Origin of the sequence: Pseudonocardia sp. ICBG1293, from assembly GCF_020131355.1 — a bacterium.
Classification (GTDB): domain Bacteria; phylum Actinomycetota; class Actinomycetes; order Mycobacteriales; family Pseudonocardiaceae; genus Pseudonocardia.
The window spans coordinates 508622-528766 of sequence record NZ_JAHLEL010000038.1 but is presented as its reverse complement, the minus strand read 5'-3'; the positions used below and the strand labels follow the sequence as shown (position 1 = coordinate 528766).

Here is a 20145-nt window from a genome sequence, read left to right as displayed (position 1 = left end):
AGCGACGCGAGAGGGAGCGGAGTCCATGAGCGATGCAGACCCGTCGGTCGACCCGGACGGCGCCGACACCCCGCGGGTGGACTTCGACCGCGACCCGTCGGGCTACCGGCACTGGCAGCTCGAGATCGACCCGGCGCAGCCCTCGGTCGCCTGGGTGAAGCTCGACGTCGACGAGGCGGGCGGCCTCGTCCCCGGCTACGAGCTCAAGATGAACTCCTACGACCTCGGCGTCGACATCGAGCTCCACGACATCACCCAGCGGCTGCGGTTCACCCATCCGCAGGTGAGAGCGGTCGTGCTGACCAGCGCCAAGGACCGCAACTTCTGCGCGGGCGCGAACATCCGGATGCTCGCCGGGTCCTCGCACCCGTGGAAGGTGAACTTCTGCAAGTTCACCAACGAGACCCGCAACGGCATCGAGGACGCGACCGCGCACTCCGGTCAGACCTGGATCGCCGCCGTCAACGGCACGGCCGCCGGCGGCGGCTACGAGATGGCGCTGGCCTGCGAGCGGATCCTGCTGATCGACGACAACTCCTCCACCGTCGCACTGCCCGAGGTGCCGCTGCTGGGTGTGCTGCCCGGTACCGGGGGCCTCACCCGCGTCACCGACAAGCGCCGCGTCCGCAAGGACCGCGCCGACGTGTTCGCGACGAAGTCCGAGGGCTTCGGGGGCAGGCAGGCCGTCGAGTGGAAGCTCGTCGACGAGGTCATCCCCAAGCGCCGCTGGGACTCCGGCGTGACCGAGCGGGCCGTCGAGGCCGCGACGGCGTCGACCCGGCTGCCCGCGGGCGACGGCATCGAGCTGCCCCCGCTGGAGCGCACCGAGACCGCCGACGGCATCACCTACCCGCACGTGCGCGCGGCGTTCGACCGCGACCGCGGCGTGATCGAGATCACGATCGACGGCCCGGAGGGTGGCGTCCCGGAGAGCATCGAGCGCGTCCACGCACTCGGCGCACAGTTCTGGCCACTGGCGATGACCCGCCAGCTCGACGACCTGGTCCTGCGGCTGCGCAGCAACGAGCCGGATCTGGGCACCTGGGTGGTCCGCACCCGTGGCGACGTCGAGGACGCGCTGGCCTTCGAGCGCGTCATCGAGCAGCACTCGGGCGACGACTGGCTGGTCAACGAGATCCGGCACTACTTCAAGCGCACGCTCAAGCGCCTGGACGTGACCAGCCGCAGCCTGATCGCGCTGATCGAGCCGGGGTCCTGCTTCGCCGGGGCGCTGCTGGAGCTGGCACTCGCGTGCGACCGCCAGTACATGCTCGACGGCACCGTCGAGGGCGACGAGCAGGGCGACGAGGCCCAGATCATGCTCTCGTCGAGCAACTTCGGAGCCTTCCCGATGCCGAACGGGCTCACCCGGCTGGCGTCGCGCTTCTACGGCGACGACGACCACGTCGCCAAGCTCCGCCAGGAGACCGGGCGACGGATCGAGGCCCGGGAGGCCCTGGAGCTGGGCCTGGTCACCGACGCCCCGGACGACATCGACTGGGACGACGAGGTCCGGATCATGCTCGAGGAGCGGGCCTCGCTGTCACCGGACGCGCTGACCGGGATGGAGGCCAACCACCGGTTCGTCGGGCCGGAGACGATGGAGAGCCGCATCTTCGGACGGCTCACCGCCTGGCAGAACTGGATCTTCGTGCGCCCCAACGCCTCCGGACCGGAGGGCGCGCTGCGCAAGTACGGGACGGGCCGCAGGGCCGACTTCGACCGCAAGCGGGTGTGAGAGATGAGCATCGACTACTCCGAGAAGATCCCGAACAACGTCGACCTCGCCGGGGACCGCAAGCTGCAGCGTGCGCTCGAGTCGTGGCAGCCCAACTTCCTCACCTGGTGGAAGACGATGGGCCCGGCGGTGCCGACCCAGGACGTCTACCTGCGCACCGCCGTCGACGTCGGCAAGGAGGGCTGGGCGCAGTTCGGCCACGTCGCGATGGAGGAGTACCGCTGGGGCGTGTTCCTGGCCGAGCGCAGCGACGACCGGCGCATCGCCTTCGGCGAGAACCGGGGCGAGCCGGTCTGGCAGCAGGTGCCCGGCGAGTACCGCGCCGACCTGCAGCGTCTGATCGTCATCCAGGGTGACACCGAGCCCGCATCGGTCGAGCAGCAGCGCCGCCTCGGGGAGACCGCACCGAGCCTCTACGACCTGCGCAACCTGTTCCAGGTCAACGTCGAGGAGGGACGCCACCTCTGGGCGATGGTGTACCTGCTGCACGCCTTCTTCGGCCGCAACGGCCGCGAGGAGGCCGAGGCGCTGCTGCAGCGCAACTCCGGTGACCTGGACAGCCCCCGCATCCTCGGCGCGTTCAACGAGGAGACCCCGGACTGGCTGTCGTTCTTCATGTTCACCTACTTCACCGACCGGGACGGCAAGTACCAGCTCGGGACGCTGAAGGAGTCCGCCTTCGACCCGCTCTCGCGCACCTGCGAGTTCATGCTGAAGGAGGAGGCCCACCACATGTTCGTGGGCACCACCGGCATCGACCGGGTGATCCAGCGGACCTGCGAGCTGATGCGCGAGCACGACACCGCCGACATCGCCCCGCACGGCGGCGTTCCGCTCAACGTGATCCAGAAGTACATCAACTTCCACTACTCGGTCAGCCTCGACCTCTTCGGCTCCGAGCAGTCGACCAACGCCGCGAACTACTTCACCGCCGGGCTCAAGGGCCGCTGGCAGGAGGAGCGCCGCCGCGACGACCACGTGCTGACCGACGACGGCTACGGCATGGAGCAGGTCCGCGACGGCGGTGTCGTCACCGACGAGGTGCCTGCGCTGCTGGCACTCAACCTGGACCTGCGCAACGAGTACGTGAAGGACTGCGGGTCCGGGCTGAAGCGGTGGAACCGCATCCTGGAGAAGAACGGCTTCGACGACCGCGTCTACCTCCCGCACGTCGGGTTCAACCGGCAGGTCGGGCTGTTCTCCGGGCACGAGCTGACCCCGAAGGGCGACCTGATCTCGTCCGACGTGTGGCAGGCCCGCCAGGACGACTGGCTGCCGTCGGAGGCGGACCGGACGTTCGTGCAGAACCTGATGCGCCCGGTCTACGAGCCGGGGAAGATCGCCGGCTGGATCGCGCCGCCGTCGAACGGGATCAACGGCAAGCCCTTCGAGTACGAGTACGTCCACCTCGCCTGATCGTCCACACCGGACCGTTCACCGAGAGTGGTCACCGTTCACCGACCGGGTGACCGTTCGCCGCCCGTCGCGCTCGCGTGACACCGGATCGGGCCCGTTGACTGGCCCGGTGGTGACAGGACGGGGTGCGACCGGCACGCAACGCGACGACGACGCCGGTGACACCGCCGTCCGGACCGACGGTCCGGCCGGCGGCGCCGGTGTCGCCGACCGGCTGGGCCGGTCGGGCGACGACGCGTCGCCGCCGGTCTTCGGCACCGCCCCGTGGGGCTACCGGCGGGCCGAGGTCGACGCCTGGGCGAGCTGGGTCGCGCGGCTCGTGGAGCAGGGCCGCCGGGAGACCGTCCGCGCCGACAGTGCGGAGGCGACGCTGCACGCCACCCTGCGACGCCTCGACGAGCTCGAACGGGGGGCGGGCGCACCGTCGGCCACCGTGGCACCGGCGGCCGTGACCGGCGCGGACGCGACGCAGCCGCCGGACCGTGGGTCGTCCCCCGCCACCGTGGCGGACCGGCCGGCATCGGCGGACGGGCCCGGCCCCGCCACCGCGACCGGGGACACCCCGGCACCGCTGCCCCGTCGCCGTCCCGGTGCCGCGGGCGCACCCGTCCCGCCCGGGACCGAGGAGGGGCAGCGGCTCCGGGTGGTCGAGACGACGCTGGGCGAGGTCATGGTGCTGCTCCAGCGCCTGGCCCGCTGATCCGCGGCGTCGCCGTCCCGGCGCAGGGCGGCGTCGCCGTCCCGGCGCGGGCGCCGTCGCCGGGTCAGCCGAAGTTCTCCACGTGCACGCGCCGCTCCGGCACCCCGGCCGCGAGCACGGTGCGCCGGACCATCGCGGTCCACCGGCCGGGCCCGCAGACGTACACCTCGCGCACCGCGATGTCCGGGACCCGGGCGCGGAGCGCGGCGAGGTCGTCGGCCCGGCCCGCGTCGGCGCCGAACCACGACCCCGGCCCCCGGCGACGCCCGGGCGAGGCCACGACGTGCAGGTTCCGTTCCCGGGCGAGACGGGTGAACTCCCGGGCGAACAGCGGCTCCCGGGTGAAGCGGTGCACCACCACGACGTCGGCGGACTCGTTGAGGAACTTCTCGGCCAGCGCCCGCAGCGGGGTCATCCCCACCCCCGCCCCGATCAGCGCGACCCGCGGGCTGGTCCGGGTCCGTGGGGTCAGCCTGCCGTAGGGGCCCTCGATGTAGACCCGGGTCCCCTGCCGCAGGTTCGGGACCGCCGCACTGCCGTCGCCCAGCTGCTTGACCGTGATCCGCAGCGACCGGGCGGTCGGCGGCGCCGACAGCGAGTACGGGTTCCCCGCGGGCCAGCCGCGCCCGGACCGGAACCGCCACACGAAGAACTGCCCGGCCGAGGCGCCGAGTTCGCGCAGCCGCTCGCCGGTCATGTGCACCGACACGCTGCCGTCACCCTCGGGCAGCACCGCGGCGACCCTGATGCGGTGCCGGCGCGACCGCAGCACCGGTACCGCCACCCGCCAGACGGCGACGGCGAGGACCGCGGCGAGCCACAGTCCCCACCAGAAGACCGTCCGCGTCGGCGAGGTGACGAACTCGCGCCCCGCCCACAGCTGGTGCGGGAGCGCGAGGAACACCCCGGCGTAGCCCCACAGGTGCAGCAGGTGCCACCACTCGTAGCGCAGCCGGGTGCGGACCCACCGGGCGCTGGTCACCACGACCAGCACCACCAGGACGGTGCCGAGCGAGGCGGCTGCCATCCCGGGCCAGGTCAGGGTCAGCTGCCACAGCCCGGCGGGGACGCGGTCCGCCCCGGCGGGACCGTGCGCCCAGCTCGCGCACCCGACGTGGACGAGCATCCCGGCGAACGAGGCGACCCCGGTGCCGCGGTGCAGCGCGATGAGGTGCCGCTGACCGAAGGCGTGTTCGAGCAGCGGGACGCGGGCGGCGAGCAGCACCTGCCCGAGCAGCAGCAGCGACGCCAGCAGCCCGCACAGCCGTCCGGTCTCGGCGACCGCGCGGGTGCCGCCCTCCAGCAGGCCCGCGGGGCCGCCACCGTCGGCCCACCAGGCCAGGACGAGCAGCACCGCCAGGGATGCCAGGACCCCCGCCGCACGGCGGACCCGGCGGTCGGCCCGGGCGACGTCGCGCGCGGGAACCGGTGGGTCCGGCCGGAAGCGGCCACCGGGCACCCGGACGGTGGGGGTGAAGAGGGACGACACAGTGGGTCCATCCTCCCCGACCGAGGGGCGCCGCCGTCGCCGGACCCGGCCCGGCGCACCGGGGCGACCGCCGACCGCCACGACCGGGTGGCCACCCCGCCCGTCGGGGACCGGTCCACGGGGCGCGGACGAGGATCACCGGCGATGTCGGACTCCTCGCTCACCCTGGTCGTGGTCGTCGTCGCGGTGGTGCTGCCCGTCGTGCTGGCCCTCGTCGTCACGGTGTTCACCGTGCGGCGGATCCGCGCCGACCCGCGGCGGCTGGGCAACGCCTACTGGTTGCTGGCCACCGCGCTGCTGCTCGGCTGGGTGCTGAGCCTCGCCGGGTCGGGCGGGAACCCGGTCTTCGGCGCGATCGCGCTGGTCGTGGTGCTGTCACCGCTGATCACCGTCCTGTTCGCCGTGTTCTGCATCCTCAACGGGGCGGCGATGCTGCGCCGGGAGCGCCTCTCGCTCGGCAACTCGCTGTCGCTGCTCACCGGTCTGGCGATCATCGGCCTGATCGTCGCGGTCTGGCCGGTGCTGGCGCTGGACTCGCTGGTGCTGCGCGCACTGTGGCTGGCCTGCCTGGCCGCGGCGGCGTTCCTGGCGTTCCAGTTCGCGGCGTTCCTGGGCTACGCCCGGCTGTACCGGTGGCTGGTGCGCGACCGGCCTGCGGAGTGGGTGGTCGTGCTCGGGTCCGGGCTGCACGGCAGCGAGGTACCGCCGCTGCTGGCCTCGCGGATCGCGACCGGGATGGACGAGTTCGCCCGGCGCGGCGCCGGACGGCTGGTGCTGTCCGGTGGCAAGGGCGACGACGAGCGGCTCGCCGAGGGTGAGGCGATGGCCCGCTGGGCCGCCGCGCACGGCGCCGACCCCGCGGTGTTGACCGCGGAGACCGCCTCCCGCACCACCGAGGAGAACCTGCGGTTCAGCTCGTCGCTGGTCGGCGACGGCCCCGGCGTCATCGTGACCAGCAACTACCACGCGTTCCGGGCCGCGCTGCTCGCCCGGCGGCTGGGTCTCGACGCCCAGGCCGTGGGGGCGCCGACCGCCGGCTACTACTGGCCCAGTGCGGTGCTGCGCGAGTTCGTCGCGGTGCTGCGCGAGTACCGGACGGCGAACGCGGTCCTGCTGGCGCTGGTCGCCCTCCCGGTGCCGCTGGTGCTCCTGCTCGTCGCCGGCTGAGTCCGGCTCAGCCGCCCGTCGCCGACGGGGAGGGCGGCGGGAGCGGCGGGCACTGCCGGTCCGAGCGGTCGCCGCCGGTGCGCTGCGGCAGCGCCCCGGTGAGCAGGTAGTCGGCGACGGTGTCGTCGGTGCAGGCGATCCCGGACAGCGACGACGAGTGCGTGTGCCCGCCGACGCCCTCGACCAGCGACGAGCCGGGGAAGGTCCGGCGGGCCTGCAGCGCACCCTCGTACGGGGTCGCGCCGTCGTAGGTCTCGGAGATCAGCAGGGGCCCGTTCCGGAGCTTTCCCTCGACCGTCGGGGCGGGCCCGGGCGGCACCGGCCAGTCCCGGCACGGCGCGTTGTACCAGGCGTTGCCCCAGGTCTCGAACGGCGCCACCAGGTCGGTGGCGGTGTTGTCGCGCTTCCAGGTGGCCCAGTCCCGGGGGAACGGGGCGTCGGTGCACTGGGTGGCGAGGTAGACCGCGTAGTTGTTGTCGTCGGTGGGCGAGCCTGTCTGGTCGTAGGCGGTCTTCACCGCGGCCGCGTCCTTCGCCGACCCGGCGACGAAGGCCTGGGCCACGGTCGGGTACTCCCCCACGTTGTAGCCCGCGCGCAGGAAGATGTCGGTCCACTCCGAGGAGCCGATCCTCCCGCCGAGCGGTGCCTTCCGGAATTCCTCGGCGAGCGCGGAGTAACGCTGTTCGACCGCGTCGCCGGTGTTGCCGAGGTGGTAGGTGGCGTCGTTCTTGGCGACCCAGTCGAAGAAGGTCTCGATGTTGCGCTGGAACGCGACGTCCTGGTTGAGGTTCGCCCGGTACCACCAGTCGCGGGGGTCGACGACACCGTCGAGGACCATCCGGCGGACCTTGTCCGGGAACATCGTGGCGTAGACCTGGCCGAGCAGCGTGCCGTAGGAGAAGCCGTAGTAGTTGATCTGCTCGGCGCCGAGCGCGCGACGGATCAGGTCCATGTCACGGACCGTGTCCTCGGTGCGCAGGTGGGCGAGCAGGTCACCGCCGGCCGTGCCGCACGCCTGGGCGTAGGCCTTCGCCCTCGGCAGCCAGGCGGCCTTGGCGCCGTTCTCCGGGCGGTAGTCGGGGCGTGCGTAGCCGCCGTAGTCGGGGTCGCAGCTGAGCGCGGGACGGCTGGTGCCGACCCCGCGCGGGTCGAAGCCGATCCAGTCGTAGGCGGCACCGGCGTTCTTCGGGACGGCGGAGCCGAGCCGGGACAGGCCCAGCCCGGGGCCGCCCGGCCCACCCGGGTTCACCAGCACGACGCCCTGGTACTGCGCCTGCGGGACGGTGTGCCGGACCCGCGAGACCGCGATCTCGATCTTCTTCCCGGCGGGCTGCGCGTGGTCGAGCGGGACCGTCAGGAAGCCGCACTCGGCCGTGGCCTGCTGCAGCGCCGGGCTGGTGCACGCACCCCAGACGATGCCCGCCCCCGGCGGGGGTGCGGGCGGCGCCGGTGCCGCCGGTGCCGCGACGGCGGGTCCGGCGGTGCCGAGCGCCACCCCCACGGCGACGAGCAGCGTGATGATCGTCCTGCGCACCGGCTCCACCTCTCCGGGCGCACGCGCCCGCCCCCCGACCGAGAGGCCGACCGTGCCACCGGCGACGCTGCGTCCACAATCGCCGCGCCCGACGGTAGCCCGAACGGATCAATGCGAAACGGACGTCTCACCCGCGACCGCCGCACCCCCCGACGAGCGCGCAGGTCGCGCAGCGTGCGGACGGGACGAGGCCCTCGATCACGTCCGCGGCGGCCGGGGCCCCGCCCGCGGCCCGGGCGGTCGCCTTCTCCTCGGCGCAGCGACGCGCGACGGCCTCCGAGGAGGACACCCGCAGCACCGCCGCACGCAGGGACTCGGGTGTGAGGTCCGCGGCGGGCAGGTGCTCGCCCACCCCGAGCTCGGCGATCCGGTCGGCGTTGCCGAACTGGTCGACGGCCTGCGGCACCGCGACCATCGGCACCCCGTGCCAGAGCCCCTCGGTGCAGCCGCCCATCCCGGCGTGGGTGACGAACGCCGACGCGTGCGCCAGCACCGCGAGCTGCGGCACCCACTCCCGGACGGTGACGTCGGCCGGCACCTCCCCCAGGTCGTCGGCACGGACGTGCGGGCCGGTGGCGAGCACCGTCCGCCACCCGGTGCCGGTCATGGCCTCGATGCAGTCCCGCCAGAACGCCGGCCGGTCGGTGTAGGCCGAGCCGAGCGACACCAGCAGCAGCGGAGCCGTCGGCTTGGGCCAGAGACCCTGGTGGGAGCGGTCGCCGATGACCGGTCCGACGAAGGTGTACCGGTCGCGGTCGACGCGGTCGAGGTGCGGCTGCATCGCCTCCGGGATGAGCGCGACCGAGCGGTCCGGCCGGCCGAGGAACTCCCGGTTCCCGACGCCGGCACCGATCTCGTCCAGCCAGCCGTCGAGCTCGGCACGCCAGGCGAGGCCGTCGGGGGTCTCCAGGAAGGCGAACGCCTCGGCCATGTCGGTCTCGAAGCCGTCCCAGGCCACCATGTGCGGGGCCAGCTCGACCCGCGGGATGCCGCGGACCCGCGAGAGGGCGTGTCCGGCCCAGCCGGAGCCGTCGTAGCAGACGACGTCGGGATGCTCGTACTGCAGCGCGTCGGCGATCTGGTCGTAGGCCGAGCGGGCCTCCGCGGAGAACAGCCGCATCGCCTCGACCCCGCCGTCGGGCCACTGCTCGCCCTTCGCCGGGTCGGGCAGGTCGGTGCGGATGCGCAGCGGGGTGGCACCGGTCGCGCCGACGGCCTCGGCGAAGCGCTCCGGGACCGGGTAGGTGACGCGGTGGCCGCGGGCGACGAGCTCGGCCATCACCGGCAGGTTCGGGTGGACGTGGCCGTGCGCGGCGGTGGTCGACATGAGGACGTGCACACCCGCGAGTCTGCCTTGACCGGCCCGGCACGCGCCCACGAGTATCGCCGGATGGCCCGGCTGCGCTGCGACGTCGTCGCCGACTCCCTCGGATTGGCCACCTCGCTGACGGTGCTGCTGCCGCAGCCCTCGCGGACCAGGATCGGGGCCGGGGTGCGCGACCTCGACGCCCCGCCGCCGGTGCTCTACCTGCTGCACGGCCTGTCCGACGACGACACCGCCTGGACCCGGTACACCGCCCTCGAGCGCCACGCCGACGAGCGGGGCCTGGCCGTGGTGATGCCGCAGGTGCACCGCAGCTTCTACACCGACCAGGCCTACGGCGGCCGCTACCGGACCTGGGTGACCGAGGAGCTGCCCGCGCTGGTGGCCCGGTTCTTCCGGGTGTCGGCCGATCCGGCGGAGACGTTCGTGGCGGGGCTCTCGATGGGCGGCTACGGCGCGCTGTCCTGGGCGCTGTCCGAGCCGGACCGGTTCGCGGCCGCGGCCTCGTTGTCCGGGGCCCTGGACCTCGCCGCACTGGCCGCGGGCCCGCCGCGCGAGGAGGACCCCCGGATCTGGGAACGGATCCTCGACGGCGCCCCGGTGGCCGGCACCGACGCGGACCTGTCCACCCGGCTCGACCCGGCGGCGGCGCCCGCGCTGTACGTGTGCGCCGGCACCGAGGACCCGCTGCACCCGCAGTCGGTGCGCTTCGCCGAGCTGGCCCGGGCCGCCGGGGTGTCCGTGAGCACCGCGTTCGGCCCCGGCGAACACGAGTGGGGCTACTGGGACGCCCGGATCCGCGACGTCCTGGACTGGCTGCCGCTGCCCCGCTGACCCGTCTCCCGGACCGGGCGCTGCGCTCCGGTGGTCGGCGGCACGGTTGCGCGACGCTCGACGACCGGCACCCGCGTCGAGGAGCACGTCCGTGCCCTCCGTGGGGCGGAGACGTGCGTCCCGGTGTCAGCGGGGTGCGCGCACCAGGCGGACGGGGTCGCCCGTCGCGGGGTGCAGGAGCAGGGCGTCGCCCTCGGTCTCGACGTGGACGGCATCGGAGACCCAGCGCGCGACCGGCACGTTCTCGCAGGCGATCAGGGTGCTCGGGTTCGCCGTCGCCCGCAGGACACCGTCGTCGCCGAGGGTCCACTCGCCGCCCTGGCCGTTGCAGCCGTCCGAACCGGTCCAGGCACCGTCCGCGGCGAACTCGGCGAACGCCCGGCCCTGCGCGGCGCCGTCGGCGGGCAGCCAGCGGGCCCCGGTGAGGTCGGCGGCGGTGGCGGTGTGCGGGCCGCCGGAGCCCGCGGCACCGGCCCCGCCGCCGGCCGCACCGCAGCCGGACAGCACGAGGGCGGCGGCGAGGGCGGTCAGGGCGGCCGTCGTCCGGTTCGTCACACCCCAGGTGTACCGGATCGGCGGTGCTGCCCGGGGACGGTCAGCTCCCGGCCTCGTCGTCGCGGTGCGCCGCGCCGATCTCGAAGGCCGGCAGGCAGACGGCCACGTACTCGGCGCCGTCGGGGCCGGGCGAGCTGTAGCGCACCCACTCCCCCGGCGCGGTGTGCACGGCCTGACCGGCGGCGACGGTCAGCTCACCACCCTCGAACTCGACGCGCAGCGCGCCGCGCAGGACCAGGGTGTACTCGTCGAACTCCGGGGTCTGGCCCGGCTCCGCCCAGCCGGACGGGCTGCGCATGTGGGCGACCGACACGGCACCGTCACCGGAGTTCACCCGGCCCACGTACTCGTCGATGGTCTTGGGCGGGGTCCCGGCGGCGGTGACCCGGCTGGCGTTCTCGATCAGCTTCGGCACCGCACCATCCTGCCGCCTCAGCGCTCGGTGGGCGGCCGGGGTGCGGGCAGCGCCGGGGCGGGGCGCCCGTCCACCGGCTCCGCGGGGAACGGCCCGCCGTGTGCGGACAGGTCGATGCACACCGCCCATCCGGGCGGCAGGACGAGCACCGTCTGGTCGGCACCGGGCCGCAGCGGGTGCCGGTAGTGCGTGCGCACCCAGCTGCGGTTGCGCCAGTGCCCCTCGACCCGGACCACGCCGACCACCTCCCCCGCCGTCCCGCCAGACAACCACGCCGGGGACGACGGCGACAGGGGCGCGGGGAATACCCTGGGGGGGTATGTGCGCTGCGGCAGGCGTCCACGACCTCGGGAGGCGACCCCATGCACGACGCATCACGGGCGGACCCCACCCCGCCGGAGCACCCGGCGCACCCGGGCGGCAGCGGCCCCGGCGACCACCGCGGCCACGACTCGGGGGACCACGGGGACCACGGGGACCACGCGGCGATGTTCCGCGACCGGTTCGTCGTCGCCCTGGTACTCGCCGTCCCCGTCGTCGGGTTCAGCGCGATGACCGGGATGCTGCTGGGGTACTCGCCACCCGCGTGGTCGGCGTGGATCCCCCCGGTGCTCGGCACCGTCATCCTCCTCGGGCCCGGCCGGCCGTTCCTGACCGGCGCGGTCGCCGAGATCCGGGCGCGCCGCCCGGGGATGATGCTGCTCATCGGCACGGCGGTGGGCGTCGCGTGGGTGGCGAGCCTGCTGAGCTCGCTCGGCGTCGGCGGGCTGGACTTCTGGTGGGAGCTGGCGCTGCTGGTCGTGATCATGCTGCTCGGGCACTGGCTGGAGATGCGGGCGCTCGGCCAGGCCTCCGGGGCCCTCGACGCACTCGCCGCGCTGCTGCCCGACACCGCCGACCGGATCGGCGCCGACGGCACCGTGACGACGGTCGCACCGGCCGACCTGGCCGTCGGCGACGTGGTCCTGGTCCGGTCCGGGGCCCGGGTCCCCGCCGACGGCACGGTCGTCGACGGCACCGCCGAGGTCGACGAGTCGATGATCACCGGCGAGTCCCGCCCGGTCCCGCGCGCGACCGGGGACCGTGTGGTCGCGGGCACGGTCGCCACCGACTCGGCGCTGCGGGTCCGGGTCGACGCCGTCGGGGAGGACACGGCGCTCTCGGGCATCCGCCGCCTCGTCGAGAGCGCGCAGGGATCGCGGTCCCGGGCGCAGGCGCTGGCCGACCGCGCCGCGGCACTGCTGTTCTGGTTCGCCGCCGGCGCCGGCGCGCTGACCTTCCTGGCGTGGACGCTGCTCGGCGACGTCGGGCAGGCGGTCACCCGCACCGTCACCGTGCTCGTGATCGCGTGCCCGCACGCGCTCGGGCTGGCGATCCCGCTGGTCATCGCGATCTCGACGGCACGCGCGGCGCGGTCCGGGGTGCTGGTGACCGACCGGCTCGCGCTGGAGCGCACCCGCACCGTCGACACGGTGCTGTTCGACAAGACCGGGACGCTGACCACCGGCAGCCCGCGGGTCGTCGGGACCGCGGGTGCCGCGGACACCCTGGCCCTGGCCGCCGCGGTCGAGGCCGACAGCGAGCACCCGCTGGCCCGCGCGGTCGTCGCCGCGGCCGTCGGCCGGGAGGTCCCGGTCGCGGCAGGGTTCCGCTCGCACACCGGGCGCGGTGTCTCCGCGACCGTCGACGGGCGGCCGGTCGCGGTGGGCGGCCCGGCGCTGCTGCGCGAACGCGGCCTCGACGTGCCCGCGGAGCTCGCCGCCGACGTGCGCCGGTGGAGCGCCGACGGGGCCACCGTGCTGTACGTGGTGACCGGCACCGTGGTGGGGGCGCTCGCGCTGGCCGACGCGGTCCGCCCGGAGTCCCGGGCCGCGGTCGAGGCCCTGCACGCCCGGGGCGTGCGGGTCGTGATGATCACCGGCGACGCGCGGCCGGTGGCCGAGGCCGTCGCCCGCGAGCTGGGTGTGGACGAGGTGGTCGCCGAGGTGCTGCCCGAGGGCAAGGACGACGTCGTGGCCCGGCTCCGGGATCGCGGCGCCGTCGTCGCGATGGTCGGCGACGGCGTGAACGACGCCCCGGCGCTGGCCCGTGCCGACGTCGGGATCGCGATCGGTGCCGGCACCGACGTCGCGGTCGCCTCCGCCGGTGTGGTCCTGGCCTCCTCCGACCCGCGCGGGGTGCTGTCGGTGATCGCCCTGTCCCGCGCCGGGTACCGCAGGATGGTGCAGAACCTGTGGTGGGCGGCCGGCTACAACCTGGTCTCGGTGCCGCTCGCGGCCGGGGTGCTGGCCCCGGTCGGGTTCGTGCAGCCGCCGGCGGTCGGGGCGCTGCTGATGAGCCTGTCGACCGTCGTCGTCGCGCTCAACGCCCAGCTCCTGCGCCGGGTGGAGCTGCGTCCGGACCGGGTGGCCGGCTGAGCCGGGGCGGCGCGGTCGTCGCCCGCACGACGAGCCGGGTCGCCAGCTCGGTGTCGGCCGGGGCGCCGCCGCCGAGCGCGTCGAGCAGCGCGCGGGCGGCGAGCTCGCCCTGACGGCGGACCGGCTGCGCGACCGTGGTCAGGTCGGCGACGGCGGCCATCTCGTGGTCGTCGAACCCGACGACCGAGACCTGCCCGGGCACCTCGACCCCGGCCCGGCGCAGGGTCCGCAGGATCCCGACGGCCACCTCGTCGGACATGGCGAACACCGCGGTCGGCAGCCGGGGCCTGCTGAGCAGCTCGCCCGCCGCGGCGTCGCCGTCGGTCATCGCGGCGCCGACGGTGAGCACCGGCCCGCGGGTCAGTCCGGACTCGAGGTGCGCGTCGGCCCAGCCCGCGGAGCGGTCACGGGTGGTGGCCGCACCGCAGGCCTCGTCCGGGTCGAAGGAGGCCAGCGCGACCGAGCGGTGTCCCAGCCCCACCAGGTGCCGGACGGCGACGCGGGCGCCTGCGCGGTCGTCGATGCCGATCCGGGGGCGGCCGGGCATGTCCCCGCCGACCACGACGACCGGGATGCCGAGGGCCTCCAGCGCGGCCCGCTCGACGTCGTCGACGGCGGAGGCGACCACGATCAGCCCGTCGGCGCGCCCGCGCACCGGCAGCGTCGCGAAGAAGTGTCTCCGGGCGGTGGTGTCGCCGAGGTTGTGCAGCTGGGTCACGTGCCCCGCCGCGGACAGCACGGCCTCCACCCCGGCGACCGCCTCGGCGAAGAACCAGCGCGTCGGGAACCGGGCGAGCACCGCGACCGTCAGGGGCCGGACCGGCACGGTGTAGCCGAGCGAGGCGGCGGCCCGGCGGACGCGCTCGCGGGTCCCCTGCGAGACCGGGGTGCCCTCGCGCAGCGCCCGGGACACGGTCGCCGGGGAGACCCCGGCGAGCTCGGCGACCCGCCGGACGCCCACCCGGCGCACGACCTCGCGCACCGGCTCGTCCGTCACGGGGGTCATCGTGCCCGCGTCTCGACAGCCGTTGCAACCGGATGAAACACTCTGCAACACCGCCCCGCCCACGATCCGTACCCGGGAGCATCATGTCCGTGCACGAGCAGGACTGGTGGCGCAACGCCGTCGTCTACCAGGTCTACATCCGCAGCTTCGCCGACGGGAACGGCGACGGCACCGGTGACCTCGCCGGCCTGCGCAGCAAGCTCGACCACCTCGCCCGCCTGGGCGTCGACGCGATCTGGGTCAACCCCTGGTACCCGTCGCCGCTGGCCGACGGCGGCTACGACGTGGCCGACTACCGCGCGATCAACCCGATGTTCGGCGACACCGCGCAGGCCGAGGCCCTGATCGCCGAGGCGCACGAGCGGGACATCAGGGTGCTGCTCGACATCGTCCCCAACCACCACTCCGACGAGCACGCCTGGTTCCGGGCCGCGCTCGCCGCGGGCCCCGGCTCCCCCGAGCGCGAGCGCTACCTGTTCCGCGACGGCCGCGGCACGTCCGGTGAGCTGCCGCCCAACAACTGGGAGTCGATGTTCGGCGGGTCGGCCTGGGAGCGGGTCGTCGCCCCCGACGGCACGCCGGAGCAGTGGTACCTGCACCTGTTCGACATCCGTCAGCCCGACGTGAACTGGGAGCACCCCGAGGTCCGTGCCGACTTCGAGGAGACCCTGCGCTTCTGGTTCGACCGCGGCGTCGACGGGTTCCGGATCGACGTCGCGAACTCGATGGTCAAGGAGCCCGGCCTGCCGGACCTGGTGCCGGGCGTCAACGACGCCCAGGACGGCAGCCACCCCTACCTCGACCGCGACGGGGTGCACGAGGTCTTCCGGTCCTGGCGCCGGATCGGCGACACCTACGACCCGCCGCGGGTGTTCGTCGCCGAGGCCTGGGTGCCGGACCCGCAGCGGCTGGCCCGCTACCTGCGCCCCGACGAGCTGCAGACCGCGTTCAGCTTCAACTTCCTCACCGCCGCCTGGCTGGCCGAGGACCTGCGCGCCAACATCGACGACGCGATCGCCGAGAACACCCGGGTCGGCGCGCCCGCGACCTGGGTGCTGTCCAACCACGACGTGTGCCGGCACCCGAGTCGGCTGGCCCGCAAGCCCGAGGCCGGGCGCGGCTGGAACCTCGACGACGTCATCGACCTGCCCGCCGACCCCGAGCTCGGGCTGCGCCGGGCCCGCGCGGCGACGCTGCTGATGCTGGCCCTGCCCGGCACCGCGTACCTCTACCAGGGCGAGGAGTTCGGTCTGCCCGAGGTCGAGGACATCCCGACCGACCGGCTCGACGACCCGACCTGGGAGCTGTCCGGGCACACCCTGCGCGGCCGCGACGGCTGCCGCGTCCCGCTGCCGTGGGTCGCGGACGCGCCGGGCTTCGGCTTCGGCCCGTCCGGCGAGCCGTGGCTGCCGCAGCCCGCGGTCTTCGCCCGGCACGCCGCGGACGCGCAGGAGGCCGACCCGACCTCGGTGCTGCACCTCTACCGCGACGCCCTGGCGCTGCGCCGTGCGCACCCCGCGCTCGGTGGCGGGACGCTGGCCTGGCAGGAGTCCCCGGAGGGCACCCTGGCCCTGTCCCGGACCTCCGACGACGACGAGGGTGGGTTCACCTGTCTGGTGAACATCTCCTCGGCGCCGGTGTCGCTGCCCGAGGACGCCGAGGTGATGCTGGCCAGCGGCCCACTCACCACCCGCGACGAGGTCCCCGCCGACACGGCGGTGTGGCTGCGCCACTGACGGAGCCACTGACCGGCGCCACCGACCGGCGCCACCGACCGGTGCGCCACCCGGGAGGCCCTCGTGGCTCGTGGCGCCACGAGGGCTCCCCCGGGACCGGCCCCGGGGCTCACGCGACGATCGGCAGCCCCGCGAACCAGACCTCGCGCAGCGTGCGCTCGGTCCAGCGCCAGACCCGCCGCGCGGCGACCGGGTCGAGCGCGTGCGTGGCGACCCCGCCCGCCACGTCCGGCCCGGCGGTCCCGGCCTCGGCGAGCCCGGCGAAGTACCGACCGCTGATCCCCCCGACCAGCGGCGACGCCGCGGCCAGCACGACCGTCGCCGCCCCCTGCTCCGGGTCGGTCCCCAGCGGGCCGGGGTCGGCCGCGTTGACCGCGATGCCGTCGCCCGACCAGCGGCGGGCGGCCTCCACCGTGTGCAGCAGCGCCACGCTGCGGGACCGGGCGTGGGCGAGGTGGGCGTCGTAGCGCTCGTCGGAGAAGTGCGGGTCCTCCGGGTCGAACGCGGCGTCACGGTGCGCGGCGGAGGTCACGGTGACCACCCGTGCGCCGTCGACGGCGGTGAGCGCCCAGTGCAGCCCGGAGGTGAGCGACGCCGGCCCGAGGTGGTTGACGGCCAGGTGCAGCTCCCAGTCGTCCACGGTCCGGGTCAGCGGGGCGCCCGTGACGGCGGCGGCGTGCACGAGCATGTGCAGCGGGCCGTCCCACAGCCGCACGAAGCGGGCGACGGAGCGCTGGTCGGCCAGGTCGAGCTCGCCGACGGCGACGCGCTCGTTGCCGGTGTCGGCGACGATGCCGTCGCGCGCGGCGGCACCGGCCTCGACGTCGCGCACGGCGAGGGTGACCTCGGCGCCGGCGGCGGCCAGCGCCCGGGCGGCGGCGAGACCGACCCCGGTGGTGGCGCCGGTGACGACGGCGCGCCGGCCGGTGAGGTCGACGCCGGCGAGCACGTCGGCGGCGGTCGATCCGGCCGGTGCGGCCGGCAGGACGGCACGCGAGGTGCCGGTGGTGGACACGGGACGGGATCGGTCGGTCGTGGAGCGGAACAGCATGGCGTGATCCCTTCTGAGCACCGGGTACGCGGTCGGTGACGTCGTCGTTGCGTCGCCGTGTCCCCGGGGGCAATGAAACGGCGGATCCTCCGTATGATCCGGAACTCTATCCGGAGCATCCTCCGGATCGCAAGACGTATCGTGGGATCGTCAGTCCACCCGAGGGAGGCACCGTCATGGGCACCAGCACGCGTCCGGGCCTGCGTGCGGACGCCGCGCGCAACCGCGAGCTGCTGCTGGCCGCGGCCGTGCGCGCGTTCACCGCGGAGAGCCGCGGCGGGCCCGCCACGACACTCGACGGCATCGCGAAGGACGCCGGAGTCGGCATCGGCACGCTCTACCGGCACTTCCCGAACCGGGACTCCCTGGTCGAGGCGGTGTACCGCAACGAGCTCGACCGGCTCTGCGCCGCGGCGGAGGAGCTGCGCGGCGAGCTGCCCGCGGACCGGGCCCTGCGGGCGTGGATGGACCGCTTCGTCGACTACGTGATCACGAAGAAGCACCTCGCGGACTCGCTGCACGCACTCGTCGCGTGCGGTCACAACCCGTTCGCACAGAGCCGCGAGCGGATGGTCGAGGCGGTCCGCCTGCTGCAGAAGGCGGGCATCGCCGACGGCACCCTGCGCGACGACGTCGACGCCGCGGACGTGCTCGTCGGCACCAGCGGGATCTGCATGGCCGTCGCCGACCCGCAGGGCCGCGAGCAGGCCGGACGCCTGCTGGACCTGCTCGTCGACGGGCTGCGTCCGCGCTGAGCCCCGCACCGGCCGGCCCCGGTGATCGTCCGGACACGTAAGATCTCCCCGGACGAGGGCCCCGGGCCCGGACGAGCACGGAGGCATGATGGGCGAGCCGCTGCGCCGCGGCGAGGGACACGGGCCGGCCGTCGCGGCCGCCCCACCGGCCGACCTGGTCGCCGCCCCGGGCTACGGCGCCCGTCGGATGTACCAGGCCTACCTCGCGGCCTGGAGCCGCCACGTCGACCCGGTGCTGACCGGCCCGCAGTTCGCGGTCCTCTCGGCGATCCGTGCCTACCCCGGGTCCGACCAGAGCTCGCTGGCCGGCGCCGTCGCCCTGGACACCTCCACGATGGCCGACGTCTGCCGCCGGATGGAGCGCCGCGGGCTGATCGAGCGCACCGAGTCCCCCCGCGACGCCCGGCGCAAGCTGCTGGCCCTGACCGACGCCGGCGCGGCCGCCCTGGCCGAGGTCACCCGCCGGACCCGTCGCCTGGACGCGGAGCTGCTGGCCGCGGTGCCCGAGGACCGGCGCCCGGAGATCGCGGGCCTGCTCAACACGCTGGGCGCCCACTGGGAGGCGGTCGCCGAGCGGAGCCCGCTGCCCGACGACGACTGAGGTCCGGTCTGCGGCGTTACACCCCGGTTTCCCTTCCGGGTCGTTCCCGCGAAATCCTTGCGTATCCGGATAGTACGTGCTCGGATTACTTCTCGTGCGGGCCACGTCACAGGCCCGGCGGACGCGAGGAGGTTGTCGTGGCACCCAGCCAGTCCCTGGAGATCACGGTCACGGGAGGCGGTCTCGGCGGGCTCACCGCCGCGCTGGCCCTGCGCCGTCAGGGCTTCCGGGCCACCGTGCTGGAGGCGGCGCCGCAGCTCGGCGAGGTCGGCGCCGGCATCCAGACCGCCCCGAACGCCAGCCGCATCCTGTTCGGCCTGGGCCTGCGCCGGTCGCTGGAGCGGATCCACACCGCCCCGCAGGACCAGGTGCGGCGCCGGTGGGCCGACGGCTCGATCATCGCCCAGCTCCCGCTCGGCCAGCACGTCGTCGACGCCTACGGCGCCCCGTACTGGCACTACCACCGCGCCGACCTGCACCGGATCCTGCTCGAGGCCTGCCTCGACCCGGACGGCCCCGGCCCCGCGGTCACCGTGCACACCGACGCGAAGGTCGTCGAGCTCGACCGCACCGACCCGGACCGCCCGGTCGCCGTCACCGCGCGCGGGCTGCGCGTCGCAGGCGACGTGCTCGTCGGCGCCGACGGCATCCGGTCCGGTGTCCGCGACCTCGCCGGCTTCGACGACACGCTGGTCTTCTCCGGGGAGATGGCCTACCGCGCCCTGATCCCCGGCGAGCTCATCGCCGCGGACCCGGCGACCCGGTTCCTGCTCGACCGCTACCACTCCACGATCTGGTACGGCCCCGGCAAGCACCTGGTGCACTACATGATCCGGCGCGGCGAGTACCTCAACGTCGTCGCGATCGTGCCCTGCACCGAGCAGGTCGAGCGCGACTGGAGCGCCCCGGCGACCGCCGAGGACCTCGTCGCCGACTTCGCCGACTGGGACGACCGCGTCCCGGCGATGCTCTCCAAGGCCAAGGACGACGTCTCGGTATGGGCGCTGTACCGGCGCCGCCGCGACCCCGTCTGGCTCGACGGGCGGGTCGCCCTGCTCGGCGACGCCTGCCACGCGATGCTCCCCTACCAGGCCCAGGGCGCCTCCCAGGCGATGGAGGACGCCGCCGTGCTGGCCGAGGAGCTCGGCGCGGCCGGCCGCGGCGGGATCGACACCGCGCTCGCCCGCTACGTGCAGCGCCGCGCCAAGCACGCGGGCGTCGTGCAGGACGCCTCGCTGCAGAACATGGACTTCTACCACCTGCCCGACGGCCCCGAGCAGCGCGAACGCGACGAGAAGCTGCGCCGCTTCCAGGGCGAGTCCGACGTGTCCTACGACTGGCTGTGGCGGGGTTCCCCGTTGAACGATCCGGACGACGAGTCCGTCACCTACCCCTTCTCCCGATAGA

18 protein-coding genes are annotated in these 20145 nt (G+C 74.7%); 10 read left to right on the top strand and 8 right to left on the bottom strand.

The annotated features are described in order from the left end of the window. The first annotated feature begins 25 nt into the window (after positions 1-25). From boxC to KPF47_RS16255, 3 genes are all read left to right on the top strand, one after another. Entirely contained in the window at positions 26-1738 is a 1713-nt protein-coding gene (boxC, locus tag KPF47_RS16265; RefSeq protein ID WP_224389611.1) for a 2,3-epoxybenzoyl-CoA dihydrolase, read from the top strand. Between the two features lie 3 nt (positions 1739-1741). After that, a complete protein-coding gene (gene boxB / locus KPF47_RS16260) occupies positions 1742-3154 on the top strand; it encodes a benzoyl-CoA 2,3-epoxidase subunit BoxB (protein ID WP_224389610.1) in 1413 nt (470 codons plus the stop codon). A gap of 109 nt (positions 3155-3263) precedes the next feature. Then, complete coding sequence (locus KPF47_RS16255; protein WP_224389609.1) at positions 3264-3854, top strand: hypothetical protein; 591 nt, start codon at positions 3264-3266, stop codon at positions 3852-3854. Between the two features lie 64 nt (positions 3855-3918). Here KPF47_RS16255 and KPF47_RS16250 read toward each other — a convergent pair whose 3' ends face one another. Further along, positions 3919-5343: a ferric reductase-like transmembrane domain-containing protein gene (locus KPF47_RS16250; RefSeq protein ID WP_224389608.1), complete on the bottom strand. Its 1425-nt coding sequence runs from the start codon at positions 5341-5343 to the stop codon at positions 3919-3921. Positions 5344-5487: 144 nt separating this feature from the next. Here KPF47_RS16250 and KPF47_RS16245 point away from each other — a divergent pair, with 144 nt between their 5' ends. Next, positions 5488-6510, top strand: coding sequence for a YdcF family protein (locus tag KPF47_RS16245; RefSeq protein ID WP_224389607.1), 1023 nt, complete (start codon positions 5488-5490; stop codon positions 6508-6510). A 7-nt stretch (positions 6511-6517) separates the two neighbouring features. On the opposite strand, the gene KPF47_RS16240 is transcribed toward KPF47_RS16245, so the two are convergent. Together KPF47_RS16240 and KPF47_RS16235 are read right to left on the bottom strand one after the other, a co-directional pair. Further along, complete coding sequence (locus tag KPF47_RS16240) at positions 6518-8044, bottom strand: alpha/beta hydrolase (RefSeq protein WP_224389606.1); 1527 nt, start codon at positions 8042-8044, stop codon at positions 6518-6520. A gap of 127 nt (positions 8045-8171) precedes the next feature. Further along, positions 8172-9371, bottom strand: a complete 1200-nt coding sequence (locus tag KPF47_RS16235) for a macrolide family glycosyltransferase (protein ID WP_224389605.1) — start codon at positions 9369-9371, stop codon at positions 8172-8174. A 27-nt stretch (positions 9372-9398) separates the two neighbouring features. Between KPF47_RS16235 and KPF47_RS16230 the strand changes: the two genes are divergently transcribed. Further along, complete coding sequence (locus KPF47_RS16230; protein ID WP_224389604.1) at positions 9399-10202, top strand: alpha/beta hydrolase family protein; 804 nt, start codon at positions 9399-9401, stop codon at positions 10200-10202. 126 nt (positions 10203-10328) lie between these two features. Here the strand turns inward: KPF47_RS16230 and KPF47_RS16225 are convergent, their stop codons facing one another. From KPF47_RS16225 to KPF47_RS16215, 3 genes are read right to left on the bottom strand one after another with little or no spacing between them, the layout of a single operon-like run. After that, entirely contained in the window at positions 10329-10757 is a 429-nt protein-coding gene (locus KPF47_RS16225) for an META domain-containing protein (RefSeq protein WP_224389603.1), read from the bottom strand. Between the two features lie 40 nt (positions 10758-10797). Next, positions 10798-11172 carry a cupin domain-containing protein gene (locus KPF47_RS16220; protein WP_224389602.1) on the bottom strand — a complete coding sequence of 125 codons (375 nt, stop codon included), beginning with the start codon at positions 11170-11172 and terminating at the stop codon, positions 10798-10800. Between the two features lie 17 nt (positions 11173-11189). Next, positions 11190-11408, bottom strand: a complete 219-nt coding sequence (locus KPF47_RS16215; RefSeq protein ID WP_224389601.1) for a hypothetical protein — start codon at positions 11406-11408, stop codon at positions 11190-11192. 126 nt (positions 11409-11534) lie between these two features. On the opposite strand from KPF47_RS16215, the gene KPF47_RS16210 reads away from it, so the two are divergent. Beyond that, the gene (locus KPF47_RS16210; RefSeq protein WP_255659668.1) at positions 11535-13589 is read left to right on the top strand and encodes a copper-translocating P-type ATPase; all 2055 of its coding nucleotides are present in this window, start codon (positions 11535-11537) and stop codon (positions 13587-13589) included. Here the strand turns inward: KPF47_RS16210 and KPF47_RS16205 are convergent. Continuing rightward, positions 13534-14586, bottom strand: a complete 1053-nt coding sequence (locus tag KPF47_RS16205; protein WP_224389600.1) for a LacI family DNA-binding transcriptional regulator — start codon at positions 14584-14586, stop codon at positions 13534-13536. The two genes, KPF47_RS16210 and KPF47_RS16205, sit on opposite strands and share 56 nt — an antisense overlap. 92 nt (positions 14587-14678) lie before the next feature. On the opposite strand from KPF47_RS16205, the gene KPF47_RS16200 reads away from it, so the two are divergent. Then, the gene (locus KPF47_RS16200; RefSeq protein ID WP_224389599.1) at positions 14679-16331 is read left to right on the top strand and encodes a glycoside hydrolase family 13 protein; all 1653 of its coding nucleotides are present in this window, start codon (positions 14679-14681) and stop codon (positions 16329-16331) included. 109 nt (positions 16332-16440) lie between these two features. On the opposite strand, the gene KPF47_RS16195 is transcribed toward KPF47_RS16200, so the two are convergent. Further along, a complete protein-coding gene (locus KPF47_RS16195; RefSeq protein ID WP_224389598.1) occupies positions 16441-17382 on the bottom strand; it encodes an SDR family NAD(P)-dependent oxidoreductase in 942 nt (313 codons plus the stop codon). 176 nt (positions 17383-17558) lie between these two features. On the opposite strand from KPF47_RS16195, the gene KPF47_RS16190 reads away from it, so the two are divergent. The 3 genes from KPF47_RS16190 (at position 17559) to KPF47_RS16180 (ending at position 20144) form a co-directional block, all read left to right on the top strand. Then, complete coding sequence (locus KPF47_RS16190; protein ID WP_224389597.1) at positions 17559-18137, top strand: TetR/AcrR family transcriptional regulator; 579 nt, start codon at positions 17559-17561, stop codon at positions 18135-18137. 88 nt (positions 18138-18225) lie between these two features. Then, positions 18226-18738 (top strand): MarR family winged helix-turn-helix transcriptional regulator, encoded by a 513-nt coding sequence (locus KPF47_RS16185; RefSeq protein WP_224389596.1) that lies wholly within the window; start codon positions 18226-18228, stop codon positions 18736-18738. Positions 18739-18875: 137 nt separating this feature from the next. Then, the gene (locus tag KPF47_RS16180) at positions 18876-20144 is read left to right on the top strand and encodes an FAD-dependent monooxygenase (RefSeq protein ID WP_224389595.1); all 1269 of its coding nucleotides are present in this window, start codon (positions 18876-18878) and stop codon (positions 20142-20144) included. Position 20145 lies beyond the last annotated feature (1 nt).